Genomic DNA, 22,299 nt, shown 5'->3' on the forward strand with positions numbered 1-22,299 from the left:
TTTGACTTTGCCACTCTTCAGATGTACGGAGCTTGTTCAAAACTCAAATAGGATTCCTATAGCAGAATAGAAACTAGCTGAGTAGTTAATAGGACATATCGTAAGTTCCAGCGATCTAGCAATACTCCTACCAAAGGAGTAATAACCAAGCCCATAGCTTGATTTGTAAATCCAGCTACACCAACTAATACAGCCGAATTAGTTAATTGATAAACTAGCCATATTAAAGCAATTTGAGTCATCCAAGACCCAAAAAAGATAAGCTTTCTCCGATAACGAAACAAGAAAAATTCACGGATTTAAGCGCAGACGGAAGTTCAAAATAAACAAATTTTAGTTTGTCTTTTTGGAATTTTTCTCTATTACTTGGTAGCATGAGCATTTCCCTATTTAAAAATTGTTGCAGCCCTGTTTTGTTAAAATAGACTTCACTTAAAAATATGAATTAGTGGTTCGTAGTCAGCGATTTATCGCTCAATTTCAAGGGCTAGAGCCGCTGACTACGAACTTTTGTAATCTCTCAACATTCCTGAAAGAGTGTTAGCAGTACTTAATGTTAGTAAAACAGAAAGTTTGTGTACTTACTATTAGAAAAAAAAATAGACGCAGGATTACTAGAGTAGGTATATTACCATATTTGATCGAATATCCACAACCCTTACCGCGAAGCAGCAAGGGTTTGAAGTGGTTGATGCTCAATTAACACAGGTGACATCACAGCCAAGCTCGGTCGTATTGAACAGGCCAGAGTTTATCGTGTCCCAGCTGTTTGGCTGCCAGATGTGGCCAGTAAGGATTGCGGAGTAGTTCACGTCCCAACAGCACTATATCAGCTACTTCTGTACGAATAATCTCATCAGCTTGTTCAGGGGATGTAATTAAGCCTACGGCTCCTGTATGGATATTGGCTTCGCGGCGGATGCGTTCGGCAAACTGAGTCTGATAACCAGGTTTAATTGGTATATTAATGCCAGGTATAATACCGCCTGATGAACTATCGATGAGATCAACTCCTAGAGACTTGAGTTTGTCACTTAAAGCGATACTTTGCTCGATGTCCCAACCCTTATCTACCCAATCGGTGGCAGAAATACGTACCCATAGTGGATATGTCTGGGGCCAAACCTCTCGGACTGCTTGAACAACTTCTCTAAGCAGACGAGTCCGGTTTTCAAAGCTGCCACCATAATCATCTTGCCGTTGGTTAGAAAGGGGTGAGAGAAATTGGTGCAGTAGATAACCGTGGGCAGCATGAATTTCCACCACCTTGAAGCCAGCTTGCAGAGAACGTTTAGCAGCTTCGACAAAGGCGTTAATAACTTGTTGAATTCCCTCAAGACTGAGAGCTTCAGGAACTGGGCTATCTTTACTGAAAGCGATCGCACTACTCGAAACCAAGGGACGCCAACCTTCCTGAGATTCATCCAGTACTTTCCCTCCTTTGCTGGGTTTGGCAGTGCTGGCCTTTCTACCTGCATGAGCAAGTTGAATACCTGCAACAGCGCCAAAGTTATGAATCAATGCCACAGTTTTGGCCAAAGTTTCTATGTGTGCATCTGACCAGATTCCCAAATCTTGCGGGCTAATGCGCCCACGCGGCTCTACAGCTGCTGCTTCTGTTAGGACTATACCTGCACCGCCAACTGCGCGAGAAGCCAGATGAATAACGTGCCAATCATTAGCATATCCATTTGTACTGGAATATTGACACATGGGTGAAACGGCGATGCGGTTGCGAAAGGTAACTTCACGAATCTTGAATGGTTCAAACAGATGTGCCATTGAGATTGATTCCTTCTCTTGCTAGGTAAAAGAAATTGGGGACGGATTTGCAGTATGAACTCGAATTTGCATTAAACGACTGTAAATTTTATCTTACGTACACTGAAATCAGCGATAAACGCCACAGCCAACAAAAAAAATCCCAAGGCACAAACGCCGTTCCCCTGCCACAACCTGCCTCTGGTGTTAAATACTTGTTGAATGACTAGAATCCTCATTAGGACTGGGAGGGATAGGCTGATCATCAGGCTCTTGGGTCTGGAATTCCCAGATATCGCGTTTTCCTAGTTCTTGATCCACTAATAACTGTAGATGATCTGGTAATTTATTGTTTTGCCAAATTGACCAAATTTCTCCACAAAATAATTCTTTTTCAATTTTTCCGAAAAACATTGCTTTCTTCTCCAGTAATGTCACAATTTCAGTTTAGTAACTCCTAATTTCTGAAGGATGAAGTAGCAAAATTTTCATCCTTCATTATTTCGCTGTCTTGAAAATATAGGTACATTCGCCCCTGATACTGATTGTTAATAAAATCTCTCACCTGTGAATGTACCTTGATTCCTTGATCATTATTAATCACATCATTGGCAATTGTGGTAAACCTCATTCACTGATTTAAGGCTTTTTGAGAAAAGACCGAGTGTGCTTAAGGAAACTAGATTTAATCGCACTAAATTGATTTTGAGTTCCTTGACAGCATTATTTATGAAAGGTCGATGTTCAAAAAAATTGGTATCGATTACTTTGTTTCTTAAAGCTGTATTCGGTTGTATCCAGTCATTAAAAGTAACAACTTTTACTTCTAAGCCCTCCTGAGATGCCAGCTTGGTATTTACAAACTTCAAAATATCTTTAGATATGATTCCGATCATTCCAGAATCACTATTAAATATTTTGTTTTAGTATATTAGTAGCCAGCAAGGAGCATCACCTAATTTTTAGTTTCAAGCGTTTATGTTTGCAGTTAATTACAACTTTTAGAGGGGTTTAATCTATTTGCACCACCAACTAGCGATCGTCCAATCCTTTGATACCTGCTGGAGTACCTCTGGGATTCTAACCAAGGGTTTCCCGGTATCGGCCCAACAATCCTGCTTTTGTAAGAGTTTGTGATCAACTTGTACAGACTCATCTGCCTGTAGAGCAACAAACAGTGCGTCTGCGGGACAATACAGTTCGCACATAAAGCAGGTTTGGCAGTCACTTTTACGAGCAATTCTTGGTGGGGCGTCTGATACCTTGTCAAAGACGTTGGTGGGGTAAGCCGAAACGCAGATCAGGAATCCAGATCCCGTAGCGTTGCTCAGACATCGCCTTCAAGAACCCTTGTAATAAACGCTAAAAGTTTGCTTGGCATTAAATTTTAAGTTTATTGGCTAACCCACTTAATTTGCTGCTAAATCTACAACAAATCGACCAAGTTACCGTAGTATATAGTTATGAGAGTCGCATAGATTGTGCTAAAAAACAAGAGGTTATTAAAATTTATTAATATTACTAATCAAAACCGTTCAGTTTGTGCCGAAAACTTCTCGAAAAAGTAAAAGACAAGAATTATAGTTCAGTTGTGTATAGTCAAATATGCTTTTGACTTTAAAACCAGCCAGATTTGCCCGAATTGGCTAAACTTTGACCTTATAATTCCTCAATCTCAAAAGCATTGGGGAATTATGAGTGTAAGTATGTTGTAACTGGCGTTGATCTCAGCATTGCATAATCGCCCAAATTTCGTCCGATCTACTTGTCCTCAATGCTCAAAATAACAGATTCTGCGTCGAATAGGTTAAATGAAATTAATTCTCTGTACTCGTGTTTCCGTAAAATTGCAAGCGTCCAATCCCAATAAATTGGCCAGCAGTTTTCTTACCAGAGGGAAAAGCCTTAACGCCAAATAAATACACGCCATCACTAAAAGGATTGTAGTAAGTTTGCAGACCAATAGTAACCGTCTTACCTGGCTGTACAGGAGTATCAAAGGTTACTGTGAAAGTCTGTTGTTTGTCGTCGCCTTTTACAGCTTTGAGTGCCAACTTTGAACCTTGGTGATTGCGTGTGCCTTCAAAAGCAAAAGTATCTTTCTGATTGAATTCAATATCTTCAGTCCCCTCAATCTGGTTAAAAGTAACCTGTTGCAACGGTTCCCCAGCCGTCGCTGGCACTTCCACAGTGAAATAGTACCTCGCATTCGGAACACTTGTATTGCTGTATGGAGTGCTGGCACTAACTAAACGTGGTGGTTCGAGAAAGGCGATTGTGCCATTGCTTAAGGTAACTGCATCGGCTACCGAATGAGGTAGTGAATATAATCCAGTACTAACAACAAATAGAGTACTAAAAAAAGTAGTAACGTCCTTCATAATTTTTTTACCCCAATGATTTTTATCTGGGACTTAAATGATTAAGTCTTGTTTCAAATACCCATAGTTAAGCCTGATAAAATCAATTACTACCGTCTTTATCTAAAATTAGCAACTGTAATCAACTTTACCGACTATTTGTAAGGCAGTTTTGCTGTAATTGTAGCACGCGATTTCAAGTTGTCTAGGAATAAAAAATTTAAAATTTAACTATTAATTTTACCGAAATTTCTATTAGTAAATTCCCTCAAAAGTCGATGATTTTACCGGGCTTTGACTACACATAAACACTCGTAGATTGATAAGTTTGCCGTAGTTTAAATAATTTCATACATCTGTAAATTGATAAATTTATCGTAGTTTAAAATAGTAAATTATCATGTAGTGTTTGAGTCCAATCAAAGCTACTACGAGTTGTTTAATCAGGCTAATATAAGTTGGAAAAAAACACAAAAAAAGTGCTACTCGAAAAGATGCAGAGCTAGGAGCTAAAAAAAACTAGAAATAACGGCGTGGCTGAATGCACACTACCGTCAGATAGTATCTGGGGAACCTATCGTTCCCATTGTTACCGGCAATGAATAAGTATCTTTTTTTGACAACCCTGTCCCTCTACGTGGATGAGGGCTTTGACCTTTTTTTAATTAATTTGGGCTTCAGAGCAACCACTGATAGCGAAGCGTTAGCGAGTCCTCGAGCGTCTTCCAATTTTTAATTAATAATTTTTAATTTTTAATTGGAGCGTTCGCCTTTGGCGTCTCGTAGAGAAGCGACTTGACGGTGAGCCGTTCATCCAGTTGGTGATGGACTTTTGCGCTTGGATTTTGCAGGTGGTGCTGCGACTAGAGCAAACCAAGGGTGAACAAATGGATATGTGAATTTTTACATGGATCTCTGACTGTGAAGCCTACGATAGAGAAATACAAGTAAGAAACCCTTATCGATCTCCTGGAACCTTTGATGCCAGTAGGCGTTGAGCACTAGTAATTGCAATAAATAGGACTCGTATAGTATGAGCTACTGTACCAATATTGATTGCCTGCGTCCGCAAAATTCTGACAGATCTCGTTTTTGTAATAGTTGTGGTCAGGAATTGCTACTCAAACAGCGATATCGTCCACTCGCTGTCATTGGATGCGGTGGCTTTGGTAGAACGTTTTTAGCTATTGATGAACATCTTCCAGATCAACCCAAATGTGCAATCAAACAGCTATATTTCTCACAGGAAAATACTGAGGTTTGGCACAAGGCAGTCAAACTATTTCACCAGGAAGCGCTTCGTCTCAATGAACTACAACACTCTCAAATACCTAAATTACTAGCGCACTTTGAACAAAATCAAAAGTTTTATATCGTCGAGGAATTAATAGATGGACAAACACTCGCCCAGGAATTACAACAACAAGGCGTTTTAAAAGAATCGCAAATTTGGGAGATATTAAAAAGTTTATTGCTCACACTGCAATTTATCCATTCCCAACAAGTAATCCACCGAGATATTAAACCGGAAAATATAATGCGGCGTTCGGTTCGAGGAGACCTAGTTTTAATAGATTTCGGAGTTGCTAAATTAGCCACTAATACGAGGCAACTTCGTACAGGCACAATAGTAGGTAGTCCAGAATATATTGCTCCCGAACAATTGCGAGGAAAGGCATTACCAGCTAGCGATCTTTATAGCTTGGGTGTAACATGTATTTACTTACTTACGGCTGTTTCTCCTTTTGATTTGTTCGATGTTACTAACGATCGCTGGGTATGGCAAGAACATTTACCAGCAGATAATACTGTTAGCGATCGCCTCTGTGAAATCTTAGATAAACTTTTACAAAATGCCGTTTCGCAACGCTTACAATCTGCAACAGAAGCGTTGCAGACACTGGAACAACAACCAAAGAAATTGCTAAATATTTCTAATTATCATACATTAACCACTATTGATTATAAGCATTTGCATGATTTATTAGCAAAAGGAAAATGGCAATCAGCAGATCGAGAAACTTGGGATCTGATGTGTCAGGCACTAGCAAAGCCTAGAGGTAGCTATATATTTAGTAGTGAGCTTGATAAATTTCCTTGTGAAGATTTGCAGACCATTGATCATTTATGGATGAATTATAGTCATGGACGCTTTGGTTTTAGCGTGCAAACAGTTATTTACAAAAAGGTAAGTGGAGACTATGGAATTTTTTGTAATCAAGTTGGTTGGCATATATACAATTATAGTTATGCCAACTCGGAATTCAATTTTAGTCTCAAAGCACCAATCGGTCATTTACCCTCACGCATTTGGATTGGTGGTTCTCAACCGTGGCGATACCCCAATGCTTTAGCTGTAAAACTAGCAGCCTGTGGCATTAGTTAGTTTTGTTAAAAAAATATAGGCATTAAATTTTAATTCCTAACGCCGTGTGCAACTTTCTCTCAAGCCTCTCGGACTCTGGGGGAGAGGAATGGAAGCGGGGTTTCAAGAATAAGTCGCACATTGCGTTTCCTATCATAGAAATAGCGCAAGAACCGATAAAACTTTTTTTCCTACCACTATGACTTCAGATACCAAACCCATTTTTGATACCCTGGCTGACAAAGAGTCTGCAATCGACTGGAACCGACTGCTGACCGAAATCCTGGCCGCTTTCGACTGCTCTACAGGTACCATCCATGCCCTGAATCAGGACAGCCAGTTATTGCACCTAAAGGCTTACCAGGGTATTCCAGAATTCCTGTTGCCTAAAATGACGGTAATTTCCATTGGCAAAGGAATGGCCGGTGTCGCCGCCGAATGCAAGCGACCCGTACAGATTTGCAACCTGCAAACCGACGAATCGGGGGTGGCCAGACCCTCGGCAAAAGAAACCAAGGTAGAAGGCTCCATCACGGTGCCGCTGATGCTGAATGGCCGATTGCATGGTACCTTGGGCATTGCCAAGCCGATTTCCTACGAATTTACTTTGGAAGAGGAAGAGACACTGATGGAGATTGGAGAGGCCATTAGCCGGAAAATCGTCAGTTAACCTCGCACTTGGGAAAAACTGGATATATGCAGTTGTTGCAATCGTTAACTATCAAATCTTCTAGTTTCAGTCTTCTTGTAGAGAAATAGTTAATGGTGGGTTTTAGTCTTCGTTAGGGGAATTAGTTATTGCAATCTGCTCGGTTCTGAAACTGTTGCTTTGCTCTTTAAGCGATCTTCTGGCTAATTTCACATAAGTTTTGACGGTCAACATGGGCATCTCTAAATCTTCAGCGATCGCTTTTAATGATTCCCCCATCTCCCGCCGGGCCAAAATAGTTGCCCAGGTAACAGCAATTTTATCAGTCCGTTGCCCTCCTGTGCGTTTGCGTTGTGCAGTGAATATACTTGTCAGTTCCTCAATTCGCTCTCCTAGCAGATTTGTTAGCAACTGAGTTGATTTATTCGCCTGCTGCTCTACCCAATCCAACCGAGTTTGTCCTAACCCAAATGTGGTTTTATGTCCTGTGCCACAGTAAGGAGCAAGTTGTACTAAAGCATAAAACAACTCGCTAAATTCAGAGTTAGCTAAAGCTGCTTTGGTTAAACCAAATGAGATTGCGCCCGTGAAACCTGTCACCGATCCACGCTTACCAGCTGCCACTTTTTCTGATTGCAAGCGGTGTTGATGAATAATCACCCCTTCATCTATCCATTTGAGAAAAGATTCTTGTTCTATTGGCATCGCTGAAAAGTCATTCCAGCGACGTAGGTAGCTATGAAAAAGATTCTCTGGCACAGGCAGAGGGAAATGATTACCTTTGCGACGAAAACTTGTAGGTGAGATAAAGCTGAAACTGATTGTAGAAGGTCTATCTGTAGATAATTGCAGTACTTGTTTGTAGGTAGTCGGTGCATGGGCAATGCTCACCTGTTTTATCTGTAGACAGGTACCTTTTAAATCTAAGCTTTGTGGTAGTTGGGTTAACCAGTGTTTGAGAAACTGTGCTACCCGTTGAGATAGAGCATTGACGTGCCAGTAGTAAATTTGGTTGGCTTTCAGTTTTATTTGTTTGCCACTAGCTACCAATTGACCTGACAGCGCTGAGATATTGAAGGGCTTTTCTGACTCTCCATCATGGAGATAGGCAGATAGCTGTGGGTCGAATTGTCGCACCTGGTCAAGAAACCACGCGTGGAGTGCGATTGTGTACTGCGAGTAAAGCAAAGCAGCAGCTGTTGACTCTAGCTCAAACACTAACCCTACCAATTCGGTTTCATCTGCCCATGTCAAAGCAGAATCTGGAGATTTTTGCTTCGACTTTAGTTTGCGACTAGTGGATGTAGCTGCTTTTGGCATCGCTTAAAACGGGAACAAATAATGCTCAACATTGTACGCAATTTCCATCATCTTCGAGAAATCAATCAGTCTACAAACACTTATTCTCTTTCCAGAAAAAAGCTATTGTGAGCTATGAGAAAAATAGCACTCGAATGTTTCAGTCCCCGTAAGGGGATTTGGTTAGTGGAAACGTGACAATAGTATGACAATCCTGTGTTTTTCTCAAGGTTTCAGTCCCCGTGAGGGGATTTGGTTAATGGAAACATCTCGGTGCTGAAACCTAACGAGAGCAAGCTTCCTGGGAATGGTTTTGGCAGATCGAAAATTTTGGTCATTTTCAGCCTGCTTTGTTGCAATTTATTTGCAATAATTGGAATTTTTGAAACGCTGTAGTTATTGATTTATCAAGGTTCTGGCGATTTTGGCAGATCCCCCAGGGTTTTAGCCCCCGCTTCGACTTGCCAAACATCAAGTTGATACACCAATCATAAGACTATTGTTTACTCTTGTCGAGGAATTTCGGAAGTTTATTGGGGAAGCCTATACTGAGGGCTTTGGCGAAGAGGAAGGGTGCGATCGCTGTTTTTGTTTTTCCTGATCATGTAGGTGCGCGGAGAAGGATGTTTTGACCCTCAAGGAGTTTGAGGAGGGTTTCTCGTTAAAATTGGCGTGGGGGCAAGGTTGTAAGAGTTTGGAAATATTCATCAATCATCATTGATAAAAGAGATTAGGATAAATATCTTTAAATTGGGGCGATCGCAGTTTTGGTATTAGTCAAGCGATCGCTCTTAATGCTGTGGTGAGAATAGTAAGAAATAAACAACCTTTCTTACTTGGTGATGTGAGAACTTAAGAAAGTTGCGTAAGTCGTTAAATCAGTGTCCCCTTGCGGGGAAGTGGTGAAGACTGAAACAACTATTCAATCACCATACTAGAGGAGTGTTTCAATCCCCTCGCGGGGAAAACACAATTCCTCTACTTATTAAAATAATAGCTTGACATTTTTAATTAGTCAAGCTATTATTGGGGATTTATCAAAAATAACTAGCCTTTACTCAAATTGAGCGAGAACAATTTCCTCTTGGGGGAAATCAGCTACTATTTTTAGATTCCCACCAAGAGCCTTGATATAGCGGGAGAGGGTGGAAACTTGAATGTCTTCTTGGTTTTCCAACTCCGAAACAGTAGACTCAACATCACTGAGGTTTTTTTCCAAATCATCCTGTGTCAGCCCCAACGATTCTTGCAGTTCCATTAGGGTAAGATGAAGTGACATAAGTTTAGCGCGAGTTTCGCTTTCTGCCCTTTGCTCTGGTGTCATTCGGTTTCGCAATTCAGTAAAAGGCTTTGGCTTCATATCAATCCTTCATTCTCAAGCTCTTTTAGCAATTCGTCGTAGAGTCTATCAGCTTTTGGTAAATTCTCCTCATACCAGCGATCATTACCTTGTTTGTTACCTCCTAAAAGGAGTACCGCAATCCTGCGAGGATCGAAGCAATACAATATCCGGTATGGTTCTCCCTGATGTTGTACCCGAAGTTCTCGCATATTTCCATGACGAGAACCCTTGATATCTGAGCTGTAGGGAGAGCGAAGATTTGGGCCCCTTTCCTGAAGTAACTTGACTACAGCATCTACAGAGACTTGCTCTACTGTATCAAGTGTAAGCCACCACTGCTCAAACTCATCTGTATACTCTACTTCGGTTGCCATGTGTTCTAATTTGCCGTTTATTAAAAACTTCGCGCTGTTTGCTGCTTGAAAAATTGATTCAGTCCTACTGTTTGTTAGTTGAAAAATTGATTCAGTCAAGCTAGATGGCAGGATAGGGGGAGATTTACCCAAATGTATGCTTATTCGCTGGTTCATGTTATGTTCCTAGAGATATTACTGGCTAAGATAGCCTTACTTTTATATGGTATTAGACCTAAGACGAAGTTAGTAATACAAAATCAATCATTAATTAATAAATTTGACATTTTTAATACTTCCATCATCCTTCAGGGCGGTAATTTTCACTTTTACTATCTGTCCTTCCTTAAGAGAAGCTGCTTTTCTAGGTTCTTTCTCAGTCAGCTTAATTTTTTCCACCATCTCATAAGTAACTTTATTACCTTTAACGGCAAGTACTATAGCATCTAGAATTTGACCAACATCGAATTTAAGATGACTAGCAACTACCGCAATTTCCACTTGACGTTCAGAAATTTTTTGAACCTGTAGACTCTGGGAAATAGACATTTCCTCAATCGGGCTAACTTTGTAATACCGCATTAAACGCATCGCCCAGCCTAAAATTTTTAACATCGTCTGAGCGTTTGCTTGTTGGCTTTGCAGATATTGATTACAGCCACGTTCTATACTGCGGTAGTAGCCTGTAGTTCGGCCACTATGTCCAATTTGCCTACCGTTAGTAACTAAAGTTTTAAGATAGCTAAAAAATCTCCGTCCTGCGTCCGGTTGCTCTACAATGCTACGCAGATATGCAATAACTTTTCCTACTTCATTAACATCAGTTTCCTCTTTAACCAAGGTTATTGCTAAATTGTGAGCAAGTTGAGATTCCGTTTCCGTTAAAGATTCTGTAGTCAACATTAATACATTCCTTCTGGTGGTTCGCGGTCGGTTGGGTAGCGTAGAACTTCAGCAAGTTGTTGGAGTTGGGAAAGTTGAATTAGTTGGGAATGTGCTGTTTTAATTTGGGTGGCGATAAATGTTTGTAGTGCCTCTCCTGTGAGAAGATGATTGTTATCGGGGGTGTAAGTGGAGTAGTGCGATCGCAAATTCTGAAAATTCTGCAATATCCTAGCTTGGCTAACTTCTACAGTCATTGTTCCCATCCCAATGGGTTTACCACCACCAACTTTTAAAGCTATGGGATAGTTAGAATCTTGTCCCAGCACAACAAACAATGTCCCCAATTCTTCAGGTTTGATGTTTTTAAATTGCAATTGGGTAGTAAAAGTATATTCTCTTGCTGCTTGTTGAATTGCAATTCCTTGATTTTGTCCTTTTTCAATAGCGCGAATTGTATGATGATAAAACTTACGTCCAGCAACTTTTCCCCTGGTGTCAAAATATGCGCTTCCGGGTTCAGGGCGCGGACGATATAACGAAGGCATAAATCCCGTATTAAAACCTATACTTTCGCACTTAACATCATTAAACTCAATTAATCCTTGCCAATCTAAAGCACCGAATACTTGACTAGCGGGACATAATTGTTCTTTATTTCGACATGGTAATCTTTCGTTGGGTATTTTATCTCTATATCTTGATGTGACTACTGCAAGGGTGCTATTCGTAATTGCTTCATATACTGAACGAATACAACCTTTAAGGGAACTTCCTTGAATTATCAAGTGTTTATCAATTCCCTGTACCATTGTTTTAATTAAAGATACACGAATTTGAACATCGTTACCAGGGACAACAATGCCAGTAGAAATATGCAGCGATGTTTTAACTTTCAGGGTTAAAAATAAAGTTCCGTGGAGGCAATTTTTATCAAACTTATCATGTCCAGCAGGATGTTCTAATCGGGGGCGTTCCTGTGGAAAAGAAACAAATTTGTATGGTTTTTGTGTGTTTACCACAGAATTATCACGAGATGGAGGCTGAGAAGGTACTGTTTTTCGTGGTTTAGGTTTTGGCGTGTTAGTCATTTGAATTAACCGTTAAAGCGACAAAATGAATAGTTGCAGTAGTAGAGTCTTTGAAATATCTTTGCTTTATTGATATCTCTTTAGGTTTGATAGATTGATTATTTTTATCTTTAAAAGTGAAACCTTTAGGAAATCTTGTTTCCTCTGGGTTATACCAATAGGCATCTCTATGACAAATTTCCCAATTACCAGTTAATTTTTCAAATCCTTCTAAGTTAAATTCCTGTTGACTGAGGATTAAAACTTCATATCCTAATTTGTATTTTTTCCATCGCGTTTCACAGATTGAATTAAATAGCTGTCCTTCAACTTGTCCTTTTTTATCAGGCAATTCCTTACAAATTCCACTCACAGCATGAGAGTAACGTAAAAAATAATAACTTTGCGAATTAGAGACCTGAGTAATTAAAGTATCGAGTTCATCATCAGCTACTAATTGCTTATAATATATATAGCCAGGGGTAAATTCTTCTGTCATGCGTTTAAAACCTCACCCCAAACCTCAACCGCACGTATAAACAAATCTTTTACACCAAAATTAGTAGTATTTTCCCATTTAAGCTGTACACCAAACCCTAATTCCATCGACTGTGCCAAACCTTCAGAATCTCGTTTATCTGGTTTAAGAAAGCCATATTTTTGTGCTTCATTATCTGTTAAAAACTCTCCTACCCCAAGTAAATAATTTGAGTCCCATTCTTGTGAATGTCCTATTTGACGAATTTTATTTGTTGTTGAGTCAAGTTGACATCCTGGGTACTGGACAACCGCCTTATTGTATTCAACGCCAACCGTACCTAAACCGCGTGATTTAGCAAAACCTAACCCAAACCAACCATCATTTAAATCACGCAGTACCAAACCAATTAAACCAAGTTGCGCCAATGTAAAATTTTTCAGGTGAATTTTAGTATGGAATTCTCCCGCAGTGCAAACTTGATAATTGAAAGGGCCAACCGCAACCGAACCAAATACCCGGTCAATAGCGACACCATTACGTTCTTCTAATTTCAGTTGCGTTAAGTCAATTGGATGTGCATCTTCAATCCGAATGCGGCTTGCTATTGAAGTATTACCAAACATTTGGTCAGTAAATGAAGATTGTTGATAGATGTCGTGACTTGCTAAATTTTTAGGTAAGTAATCACCTTTGGTAGGGTCACTTGTCCAAAGCTTCTTTGTATTATTATCACCACCAACAGTACGGACAATTCTTTCAGCATGGGCGCGAATTGCACCTTTTAAGCTGCTTCCAGGTAAATAAATTGACCACCCACCCCTATGAAAAGTTCTGACAAATTCCATATCAGGATTTGTGGGATCTGCACCTTCACGTCCCGATTTAATCAGAATCGGCCCATCTGGAATGATGCTTAAATGAATAGTGCAATGGTTTACAAGTCGTTTGTGCATGGATGTATTTATTTAAATAAATCTGTTTAGGCTGCAACTAAATTATTTAGCTGTAATTCAGATTGTTGGAATACAAAATTGACAGCAGCGAATAATTTATCTAATTCTTGAATTGTGTAATAAGTGGTATTTCTGGTAAATGTTTCACGTTCTAATTTTCCAAGTTGCCAACGTTCGCCATTAGAAACAATACCGAAAATAATTATTTGATGTTCTGCATTTAATCTTTGAGCAGCAATCATTTCTGCTAAACATTGCGCCCAACCTGTTTCAAAATTATCTTGTTTGGCTTCCACTAAGATAAAGTATGGTTTGTCAAATACGACTTTACCTAATGGTGAACGTTTAGCCAAAATATATTCAGGAAATCCTGATAATTTCTCATCATAATTTAAGGATTCATGACTCCATAAAATAAAATGATAACGATAGGTTTTCCAAACTTCTTTAAGAACGGGATAAATGAGATTTTCACAGATAGCAAATTCTGAGTTATCAACTACAGCATCCCGCATCATCAGTTCTAAATCTTCGCGGAAATAGTCGGGAATATTAAAGGGAACTTCGCTGATAAAAATTGCTTCGGTGTAGATAACTTGAAACGCTTTGAGAACTTCACTGATGGTTTTGTAGTTACTGAAAGCCATTTTGAGATCCTCAAGATTGTGTGTGGGTTGTAGTGGGAGAATTATTGGGTAGATTTTCTGTTAAATATGTGATGAGAGATTGAGTCCATTTTTGTTTGGATTCTTTACCATCTTCATAGCTGGGTAATTTATCACCTAAGTTGCTATTAACTAATTCTTGCAAGTAGGTTAATAATTTTTCTGGTTTGTTGTTAACATCAAGCCAGTACATCTTCTCAATTTCTAGTTTAACAACTCCTAAGCCGCGAGAACGTCCACCGCCAAGGGGAATTTGTTCAGTTTCAAATTGGTGTAAGCCAATCATTAACAGTCCTAATTCCGATTCTTCGGCATTTTCCACTACTGCGCGAAACTCAAACTGTGTCCCCGCAGGTACTACTTGAAAGTCATAGAGTTTCCCATCTGCTGCGGTTTCGGTATCGCGGTCAATTGCTACACCATCTCTTTCTTGGTATTGTCCAAACCATGTATCAGTTACTACGGTTAAATCGCGTACTTGGAATTTACTAGCAATCCAAGGTGAACCAAAAAGGAGTGAAATCAAATCTGTTTCATTGATAATTTTATCTGTGAGTAACTGATCTTTTTTTGCAGCGCGTTCTTCTTGTGGATATTGCTCAAGTTCTTTTTCAACCTCTTTCTTAAGACCGTTTTCTCCATTCATACGCTCGTTGGTAATTGACCATTCTGCTTCTATTGCTGGGTTAGCTGCAAAACTGGAATCAATTCCACGGAGGAAACTTTCAAGACGTGATCGCATTGCACCTTTGAAGCTTGATCCTGGTATTAATGGTTGTCCTAATACATCTTTAATTACAGGTAAATCTGTTCCAATTGGTTCACTTGAGCGACCTGCACTGATGCGTAATGCTGTTATGGTGGTAAGTACGCCTATGATTTCTAGACGATTTTTGAATTTGTCGAACATGGGTTTAATTATTCTCCGCAAATTCCTTTTGTAGATGTAAGGCTATAGTGTTTGTTTCTGCTTTATTTCTTCCTGTTGTTTGAATACATAAACCTATTCCTGCATCTGTCCAAGTGAGAACAAATTCAATAATTCCATCATCAGTGGTATTAAGAATTGGGTTAGTGCGTCTGGAATTGAATGCTAAAGAATTGATTATTTTTTTTACATAGTGAGAACGGCATATTTTTTTTGAGAATTTATAAAGACTATCTTGTCCGTGATCGTCTCTTAAGCTTATATGTTTACGTTCTGGCTCAGTATCATCTTGGGGAATTAAAGAGAGAATGGTAGTTTCTTGTTTAGCAAATTGTAATCGACAACGTTCGTTAAACAAAACTCTCATTGCTGAAAGACTCACTAAATTTGTTTCTCCTTCAGGTTCTTTATCAATGAGTGAATACAGATATTCACTGTCTAGATTAACTTCAAGTTTTGATTCTTCTATAGTTTGTTCATCTTCAAGTTGCACAAATAAAAGATAATTATTAAGCCAAAATGCTAAATCTAAAGCGACAGGTTGTGGTGGTAACTCAATTACTTCTGAAAATTTCTCAAACAAGTAGTAAACAGGAATTTCTAATGCTTGTCCAATCATTCCAGCAAATGATATCTGTGCTTTGTAACCACCGGTTGCATTAATAGTAATTGCTTCTGGGGTAAAATTTCTAACTTCTGTGCTAATTTCTCTGACTAAATTTTTTAACCCCTGCTGTTTAAAAGCCTTGACATCATCATCACGTAAGCCTTCAAGCACACGAAAATCAGACTTTTCAAACTTTAAAGGATTTTTTTGATTACTATAGTATAGTTTAAGCACTTGACCTGTATTTTTACCATCCTCTGTATCTGAAACTAAAAAAATCAAACGTATTTTGGATGTTAGTAAATCCTTATTACAAATACTGGTAATAGAATTTATTTCCGCACCACAAATACGGGCTGAATTTTCTTGTTCCAGTAATAACAATGCTAATTGATTCCAGTTTTTTGTTTCAAATGCTTGTTTAATTGATTTTTCAGCATTTCTAATATTACCAAAAAGACTTGTACCAACTGTGCAAATAAGTATGTTTCTCATTTGTGTCTACTTTACATTTACAAAATATATTGTTTATTTAAGCTGCATTTCCATTGCGCTTAAACTTTAAATGACGTGCGCCATAACCTAAATAACGGCGGATTAATTCTAACCAAATTGGTTTAAAATCTGCTTCACAACACTCACCGATGATTAGAGCAGTTTTCTGAATGCTATGATCAATATCTTCAATTATTTTTTCAGCTAAAGAACCTTTACCTCTTCCCCATTTTTTATCGCGTCCAACTTGATAATAGATAAAGTTTTTAATTACTTCTGCGCTATCTGTAGTGTCAGCAACACGCACTAAGTTACGAAATTGAGATTCTTCTAAATCACCATAATTCGTTTGATCCAGAGCGATTTTAATCCAGATAACTAGATCGTCTTCAGCTTGACGGATACCTTTTTGAATTTTTAATTTTTTTTGTGGATCTGATTGTTCACTCATTTAGCATTCTCCCGAAATATATTATGAAATTCATTACAAATTTGCACTTGACCAAAACCTTCAGGAGTGCGATCGCCTACTCCTTTTAGTTCTAACTCTTTTAGTTTTTCAATCCATAATTGCTCATTTTCTTGACTTGTACTAAATAAATATACACCCCCTCTATTAGTGACTAATTCTATATCTTTCATCAATCCCCAAGCTGAATTCCATCCGGAACGATAGTTATAGCTGCTGTATGCAACTTCTAACTTGACAAAATCATTTTGTTCTTCAAATTTTAGTTTTGCAAATTCCTTATCTAATCCGACAAATTCACACAGCATTTTTGGTGAAATAACTGTAGTCCGTCGCCATTTTTCTGTCAGTATAGCATCAGATTGTAAGTCCAGGGTAAAATATTTACGACCTTGTAATAAGTTTTTTTCTGCTTCTCCAAATACAGACCATAGTTGCCAACGGTCTTTCATTTGTTGATTAAATTTTGTTATTCTAGTTTCAACATTGCTCACAGCATCCTCAATTTCGGCTTCAATTTTAACCTTACCTAAACCTCTTGAAGTCGCACCGCCTAACCGAAATAGCTGAGAATTATCATTGATAAAACTTGTCAGCGACTTAGCTAAATCTTCATTATTTACAATAATCGCACTGCGATAAATAACAGGATGCCAATTTTGTCCTTGAGGATTCTTGACAAATGATTCATTTAAAACTTCAATGCTGTAAAGAATATCATCCTGAGATGTAGCGCGTTGGCGGTTGATTCCCACCCTCGTTAAAAAGCGTGTGGTAACAGAATGACTGCGATATTTGCCATTTTTGCAACTGTAAAAGCCACTATATGGTTCAACCCGTGCATCAGTCTTTTCTTTGAGAGATTCTAGATCGCTAGGGTCAAAAGGATAATTGTAAGCGTCTGCACAAAAGCGGTCAATTAAAGTGTCAAAAACTCCGTTAGCTTTAGGTTTAAAACCTGAGTCTGTTTTAGAACTGACGGCGGTTGCAGGTAAAACCATAACCTCATCTTCCACAAATTCAGAAATTAGATCAGGCTTACTTTTATGAGGATTTGATTCATCTGCAATTTTTGCGATCGCTGAATAAGCATTCTGAAAAATTGCTGGTTGATCACTTAAAAATATTCCTTCAAATTCGCCGCCGCCAGTTGCTAAATTTTCTTCTGATATACCTGGTGTTTGCTGGTTAAATAGTTGTAAAATTTGAGATGCGATCGCACCGCGAATTACTGAACCGGGAATATGATCTTCCGCTTCACTCACAGAACCGGGTTTTTTAGCTGCGATCGCTAATGGCGATAAAGCTGTAATCTTTAATTTAATCCGGTTCATGACTTAGCCTCCGGTAGTAGCATTATCCAACCTGCATCATCTTTTGGTAGTGTTTCCAATTCTTTCCACCTCAGCCAACCCAACCCCGCAGATTTACTCCCACCGAGGGCGTGAATGTGCCGCAAACCGGCTAAAATCAAAGCCTTGGCATACCCTGGACACTCTGGCAATAGATGAAGTTCTCCAGTAAATTCCAATTGATTATTCGCTGGGGAAGTCTCTAGGAAATAGAGTTTTTTCTCTTCTCCAGTCAGGCGACGACGGTTGATAGTCACACCAGGACGTATCACATCTGGTAAATCCTCCCGTTCTATATGACAAATCAAGTCATCAACTACAATTCGGGATGGGAGTATGGGATTACCAAATATTTGGGAAATTAAGCAGTGATAGCCTCTGTAGCCATCAATTTGGTAGCTAGTCCGAAATTGGCTACTGACTTGTTCTTCTCTTGGACAAAGTGTTTCAGCTTTGGGTGATTCAAAAATCTCCCATCCTAACCCCCTAGCCAGTTTTTCGCATTCATGGCGCAGTCTCCCTTTAAGTTGGGAAGCAGGAATTAGCAATTGTCCTTGAGCATTGCGGATGATAGGCTTGTCTACAAGGGAACCATCAGAACCACCTGCACCAACACACAAAGCAGTATCAATTATTGCTGTGAGTTTAATATTTGTGACTTGGTTTGGGGGTAAGTCTCCTAGAAAAATCATACTTTAAATGTTGGTTGCTGTGATATTGCATAATTTGATTTATCATTTGATTGTTCGATAAAAGGATATAAATCTACTAACTCTCGCCAAATAGTTTCGTAGGTTACTTTCTCCTCAGTTTCTTCTTTTACCTCTTTTAAAGACATCCAAGGCGCGAGGTTTCCATTATTGGCTGGATCTTTAGGTCTACACCATGCGTCTTCAAACTGTTGTTTCAGCAATTCTTGAGCTTTTTGGTCATTCAGGCGTATTTTAAAATAACGATAATTGAGTATGGCTGGCTGTTTGCCTCTTTCTAGTAAGCTGCGGATTTGGTAAAGTTGCGATCGCGGAAATTCTGCATCTTTCAAGGCCTTAGCAGTTTGCAACAGTCCACCCAGTTCATGCAGTGTATAAGGCGCAGCATAAAGCTTCAGCTTTTGTTGCTTGATGCCAAATTTAGTTAATCCGTTAGAGCGAAATTCGCTAATGTTGGACGAAATCATTGTTACTGATTTCATTACCAAAAAGTCCACTATTCCGCCATAGTAGTCATCCTTATTTAGGTCTTTTCCTCGTTTTTTTGCTGATTTAAGTAGCTGTTCTGTCAGCTTTTGTGCATAGTATATTGGTGTATCTTCCGCCGTGATTAATACACCAGTGGACATACTCAGTTTGCATTGATTACTACTAACATCCTGTTTGTCCGCCTGATAGCGATGTATAACTTGAGGATTATAAATCTTCTCTAATTTATAATCACTTCTTTTTTTTAACAGTATTTTTTCAAATTCATCACCAATGGTCTTGGCAATAGCTAATGCTTTATCTGCTGGCACAATTAGCATCACATCATCCCCGCCAATGGTTAAAATTTCAAAAGGATGAATCCAGTGACCATTACGCTCTATTTTATCTTGATCCTTAATGTTATTGAGATGATGGGGGTGTAGATGTTGAGCTAGTGCTTGATAAACTGATTGCTCAGTAGCTTGAAAAATGTCGTCACTGAATTCTTGATATTTCTGTGGAGTCTGAATCTTCTGGATGTAGCCACCCATATTATTACCATCAGCATAAATGTAAGCAACAAACCCATTAGGTTTACTAGCATTACCAATTTCTATCAGAGAACGCGCCTCTTCTGGCTTTTTACAACCGTTATAATATTGATTAGCTAATTCATTATCAACTAAAAAGTCCTCAAATTTTTGTACCCAACTGGGTATATAAATTTGATTAGGTTCCCAATGGAAACCAGCTTGAGAGTACCAATGTTTAGAGCTATTATCTCGTTTAGATATCTGTCCAACAATTCGCTTACGCGCCGAAGCTTCTGAAAACCAAGGTTCGTTAGGGAGACCTTCAGCTTTCATCACAGCAGAACGGCGATCGCCCTCATCTCTCTTCAAATATGGGTGCGTTTCAAACATTGGTGGATAACTGCGACTGTTGCGATTTATAAAATCATTACCGCTTCGTCGTTTGTTGAACAGGGATGCTAACTTACCAACCAATTCATTAAAACTTTTGCGTTCTTTAAAAGCTTGTGCTGAATCATTTACATCAGATTTAGTGAAATAGGCTTCTATCAGTTTATGATTAAGATGACTGTTATATTTATCAAGCCAGAATGTTGTCTCAATCTGATTGTTTAGTAAGCCAAAGCGAATTTCTAGCGGCTTAAATTTAGCGCCAACTGCACAGGAATTAGCAGTTAAAGTTTCTTCAGTATAACGTTTTTCAATTGCATTGGCTAAATCATCTACAAAAGCTGCTGGACAGAAACCTAAAATATTACCACCAGTAGAATAGATAATAAGTTCAGGAATCAAAGCTGCTTCTAAATCAGGAAAGTTATTTTTTAACCATTGAGATAATATTGAGATCGGTTTAGATATGGAGATTGATTTAGGCACGTTTTTGTATTCACCAAATAAAGCAGGTAAATCAATCAAGTTAATTCTATCAAGTAAAGCTGAAGCACCACGAATATCTGGAAGTTTAGGCGCTTCAAATACATATTGCTTAATCTTAGTCGCACCACCATAAACTAAGCCAATTTGAGAATTCCACAGTTGAGGATATTTCTCTGGTAATTCCTTGAGTTTTTCTAGAGTATCTGGAAATTCTAAATTCTGTAATTCCTGGGACTGCTTAACTAACGCTTTAACCTTCTCTGGTAATTCTTCGCCCTTATTTAAAGCCTCGCGCATTTGATTTGTTAAATCATTGGGTTCGCGTTCGTTACCCCAAGCCAAACACCAAGCGATCGCTATACTAATAGAACTGATCTTATCCATTTTTAAATTTACCTCAAATTAACCCCACCAAAACCCGCACCAATGCTTGCACCATCGGACGACTAGAGACATCCTTCCCACGCTGTAACCGATGCACACTTCCTCTAAGAATCGGTGTTTCCCCCGATATCGCATCACTTACACCTTCATAATCACTGTAAATAATTGCCACCACTTGCAAACCCAGAGAGTTACACAACTCTTGCCAAGGTGCAATCTCACACTCATCTTTCACCAAAATCACCGCATGAGTCGCTTCTGCCATAATCAGGCGGTTCTCGTCAGATATTCTTCCACCCACATCGAATATAAATATTGATGTATTGATTCCCCTGACTTCCTGCGCTTTTAGTTGTGCAAACTCTGGTGTAAATCTGGCTTTATATTCAGCTTTTAACTTTTTTGCCAAATCCAAATCACGCCGTGCTGTTTCCCCATACCAAGAACCATCACCATCTGGACAACCAGAGATGAAATAAGACTCTGGTGCATTGGGAGTCTGCAATAACGCCTGTTTTAAACCATCCCGAAAGCAAGTCTTTCCTGTATTCGCAAACCCACACAGCACAACTTTCATACTAGGCTGCTGTGGCGATCGCACTATATCTAAAGTATCCCCTACTTTATACTCAGGGTGATTGCTGATGGTGACTACATACCGATCCAATCCTCTGTCGCCAATCTTCGGGTCAAAAACAGCGATAATATTATACAACTTAGATAATTTATCAGCTAATACTTGACTAACCAGTACCGATATGCGTCCGTTAATTTTAATCAGAGAACCACTAGGAAGTTCACCTGAAGCAATCATTGCATCCAACTGCGCCGCTACATCTCGTACAATCTGGTCGCCTTTAGCAAGTGTTGCACCAAACCCAACTTTTAAAACGTTGCCTTCGAGACTAATGTGATACGTTGTCATAGAATTTATTGGTAGCTACATCTCCTTTATCAATCAATTAAGTCTCCTAGTTTATACGAGGGGTTATGCGTTATTGATATAACATATTTACCTAATTTCGGATCAAAAAAAGCAACTGCACCGTAAATATGAGCAAGCTTATGTGCTAAAACGAATGCTACAGGGATAGAAATAGGCCCGTTGATTTTGAGTAACTGCCCTCCTGTAAGTTCTCCTGATGTTGCCATTTCCTCCAATCGGGCTGCTGCATGACGCACAATCTGGTCATTTTGGGCAGGTTCTCCAAAATTTATCCGTAAAATTCCGTCTTTTAGCTCAATTTTGTACGTACTCATTACCTTTAGCTTTATTTGATGGCTACATCATACA

General features: G+C 39.0%; 24 protein-coding genes. 2 read left to right on the forward strand and 22 right to left on the reverse strand.

All coding sequences use genetic code 11. The features are described 5' to 3' along the window. Nucleotides 1–56 precede the first annotated feature (56 nt). From PUQ00_RS21960 to PUQ00_RS21985, 6 genes are all read right to left on the reverse strand, one after another. On the reverse strand, nucleotides 57–242 hold the full coding sequence (locus PUQ00_RS21960; RefSeq protein WP_300420739.1) for a hypothetical protein: 186 nt from the start codon (nucleotides 240–242) through the stop codon (nucleotides 57–59). A 472-nt stretch (nucleotides 243–714) separates the two neighbouring features. After that, nucleotides 715–1,782: an NADPH dehydrogenase NamA gene (namA, locus tag PUQ00_RS21965; protein WP_300420742.1), complete on the reverse strand. Its 1,068-nt coding sequence runs from the start codon at nucleotides 1,780–1,782 to the stop codon at nucleotides 715–717. 186 nt (nucleotides 1,783–1,968) lie between these two features. Then, complete coding sequence (locus tag PUQ00_RS21970; protein ID WP_300420745.1) at nucleotides 1,969–2,175, reverse strand: hypothetical protein; 207 nt, start codon at nucleotides 2,173–2,175, stop codon at nucleotides 1,969–1,971. Between the two features lie 191 nt (nucleotides 2,176–2,366). Further along, nucleotides 2,367–2,657, reverse strand: coding sequence for a MetQ/NlpA family ABC transporter substrate-binding protein (locus PUQ00_RS21975; RefSeq protein WP_300420747.1), 291 nt, complete (start codon nucleotides 2,655–2,657; stop codon nucleotides 2,367–2,369). Nucleotides 2,658–2,777: 120 nt separating this feature from the next. After that, nucleotides 2,778–2,969, reverse strand: a complete 192-nt coding sequence (locus PUQ00_RS32900) for a hypothetical protein (protein WP_334758137.1) — start codon at nucleotides 2,967–2,969, stop codon at nucleotides 2,778–2,780. 609 nt (nucleotides 2,970–3,578) lie between these two features. Continuing rightward, a complete protein-coding gene (locus PUQ00_RS21985; RefSeq protein WP_300420750.1) occupies nucleotides 3,579–4,142 on the reverse strand; it encodes a DUF2808 domain-containing protein in 564 nt (187 codons plus the stop codon). A gap of 1,012 nt (nucleotides 4,143–5,154) precedes the next feature. On the opposite strand from PUQ00_RS21985, the gene PUQ00_RS21990 reads away from it, so the two are divergent. Further along, the gene (locus PUQ00_RS21990; protein ID WP_300420752.1) at nucleotides 5,155–6,507 is read left to right on the forward strand and encodes a serine/threonine-protein kinase; all 1,353 of its coding nucleotides are present in this window, start codon (nucleotides 5,155–5,157) and stop codon (nucleotides 6,505–6,507) included. Between the two features lie 178 nt (nucleotides 6,508–6,685). Beyond that, the gene (locus PUQ00_RS21995; RefSeq protein WP_300420755.1) at nucleotides 6,686–7,156 is read left to right on the forward strand and encodes a GAF domain-containing protein; all 471 of its coding nucleotides are present in this window, start codon (nucleotides 6,686–6,688) and stop codon (nucleotides 7,154–7,156) included. A gap of 102 nt (nucleotides 7,157–7,258) precedes the next feature. On the opposite strand, the gene cas6 is transcribed toward PUQ00_RS21995, so the two are convergent. From cas6 to PUQ00_RS22075, 16 genes are all read right to left on the reverse strand, one after another. After that, the gene (gene cas6, locus PUQ00_RS22000; protein ID WP_300420756.1) at nucleotides 7,259–8,455 is read right to left on the reverse strand and encodes a CRISPR-associated endoribonuclease Cas6; all 1,197 of its coding nucleotides are present in this window, start codon (nucleotides 8,453–8,455) and stop codon (nucleotides 7,259–7,261) included. 1,033 nt (nucleotides 8,456–9,488) lie between these two features. Continuing rightward, on the reverse strand, nucleotides 9,489–9,794 hold the full coding sequence (locus tag PUQ00_RS22005) for an XRE family transcriptional regulator (RefSeq protein ID WP_300420757.1): 306 nt from the start codon (nucleotides 9,792–9,794) through the stop codon (nucleotides 9,489–9,491). Further along, nucleotides 9,791–10,150, reverse strand: a complete 360-nt coding sequence (locus tag PUQ00_RS22010) for a type II toxin-antitoxin system RelE/ParE family toxin (RefSeq protein WP_300420759.1) — start codon at nucleotides 10,148–10,150, stop codon at nucleotides 9,791–9,793. The genes PUQ00_RS22005 and PUQ00_RS22010 overlap by 4 nt, the downstream gene beginning before the upstream one ends. 246 nt (nucleotides 10,151–10,396) lie before the next feature. Continuing rightward, the gene (locus PUQ00_RS22015; RefSeq protein ID WP_300420762.1) at nucleotides 10,397–11,032 is read right to left on the reverse strand and encodes a hypothetical protein; all 636 of its coding nucleotides are present in this window, start codon (nucleotides 11,030–11,032) and stop codon (nucleotides 10,397–10,399) included. Then, on the reverse strand, nucleotides 11,032–12,102 hold the full coding sequence (locus PUQ00_RS22020; RefSeq protein WP_300420764.1) for an RAMP superfamily CRISPR-associated protein: 1,071 nt from the start codon (nucleotides 12,100–12,102) through the stop codon (nucleotides 11,032–11,034). Before PUQ00_RS22020 ends, PUQ00_RS22015 begins: the two co-directional genes overlap by 1 nt. Continuing rightward, nucleotides 12,095–12,580 carry a hypothetical protein gene (locus tag PUQ00_RS22025; protein WP_300420767.1) on the reverse strand — a complete coding sequence of 162 codons (486 nt, stop codon included), beginning with the start codon at nucleotides 12,578–12,580 and terminating at the stop codon, nucleotides 12,095–12,097. The genes PUQ00_RS22020 and PUQ00_RS22025 overlap by 8 nt, the downstream gene beginning before the upstream one ends. Then, nucleotides 12,577–13,515, reverse strand: coding sequence for an RAMP superfamily CRISPR-associated protein (locus tag PUQ00_RS22030; RefSeq protein ID WP_300420769.1), 939 nt, complete (start codon nucleotides 13,513–13,515; stop codon nucleotides 12,577–12,579). Before PUQ00_RS22030 ends, PUQ00_RS22025 begins: the two co-directional genes overlap by 4 nt. A gap of 26 nt (nucleotides 13,516–13,541) precedes the next feature. Next, entirely contained in the window at nucleotides 13,542–14,162 is a 621-nt protein-coding gene (locus PUQ00_RS22035; RefSeq protein ID WP_300420771.1) for a hypothetical protein, read from the reverse strand. A gap of 10 nt (nucleotides 14,163–14,172) precedes the next feature. Further along, a complete protein-coding gene (csx7, locus tag PUQ00_RS22040) occupies nucleotides 14,173–15,090 on the reverse strand; it encodes a CRISPR-associated RAMP protein Csx7 (RefSeq protein WP_300420774.1) in 918 nt (305 codons plus the stop codon). A gap of 4 nt (nucleotides 15,091–15,094) precedes the next feature. Next, complete coding sequence (locus PUQ00_RS22045; RefSeq protein ID WP_300420776.1) at nucleotides 15,095–16,210, reverse strand: putative CRISPR-associated protein; 1,116 nt, start codon at nucleotides 16,208–16,210, stop codon at nucleotides 15,095–15,097. A gap of 37 nt (nucleotides 16,211–16,247) precedes the next feature. Further along, nucleotides 16,248–16,661 carry a hypothetical protein gene (locus PUQ00_RS22050; RefSeq protein ID WP_300420779.1) on the reverse strand — a complete coding sequence of 138 codons (414 nt, stop codon included), beginning with the start codon at nucleotides 16,659–16,661 and terminating at the stop codon, nucleotides 16,248–16,250. After that, the gene (csx10, locus tag PUQ00_RS22055) at nucleotides 16,658–18,013 is read right to left on the reverse strand and encodes a CRISPR-associated RAMP protein Csx10 (RefSeq protein ID WP_300420781.1); all 1,356 of its coding nucleotides are present in this window, start codon (nucleotides 18,011–18,013) and stop codon (nucleotides 16,658–16,660) included. The genes PUQ00_RS22050 and csx10 overlap by 4 nt, the downstream gene beginning before the upstream one ends. Next, complete coding sequence (locus PUQ00_RS22060) at nucleotides 18,010–18,723, reverse strand: RAMP superfamily CRISPR-associated protein (protein WP_300420784.1); 714 nt, start codon at nucleotides 18,721–18,723, stop codon at nucleotides 18,010–18,012. Before PUQ00_RS22060 ends, csx10 begins: the two co-directional genes overlap by 4 nt. Beyond that, nucleotides 18,720–21,005 (reverse strand): type III-B CRISPR-associated protein Cas10/Cmr2, encoded by a 2,286-nt coding sequence (gene cas10, locus PUQ00_RS22065; protein WP_300420787.1) that lies wholly within the window; start codon nucleotides 21,003–21,005, stop codon nucleotides 18,720–18,722. The genes PUQ00_RS22060 and cas10 overlap by 4 nt, the downstream gene beginning before the upstream one ends. 13 nt (nucleotides 21,006–21,018) lie before the next feature. Next, nucleotides 21,019–21,930, reverse strand: coding sequence for a CRISPR-associated protein Csx3 (locus PUQ00_RS22070; RefSeq protein ID WP_300420789.1), 912 nt, complete (start codon nucleotides 21,928–21,930; stop codon nucleotides 21,019–21,021). A 29-nt stretch (nucleotides 21,931–21,959) separates the two neighbouring features. Continuing rightward, nucleotides 21,960–22,265 (reverse strand): CRISPR-associated protein Csx3, encoded by a 306-nt coding sequence (locus PUQ00_RS22075; protein ID WP_300420792.1) that lies wholly within the window; start codon nucleotides 22,263–22,265, stop codon nucleotides 21,960–21,962. Between the last annotated feature and the right edge of the window lie 34 nt (nucleotides 22,266–22,299).

This window comes from Nostoc sp. S13 (assembly GCF_029379315.1).
GTDB lineage: Bacteria > Cyanobacteriota > Cyanobacteriia > Cyanobacteriales > Nostocaceae > Nostoc.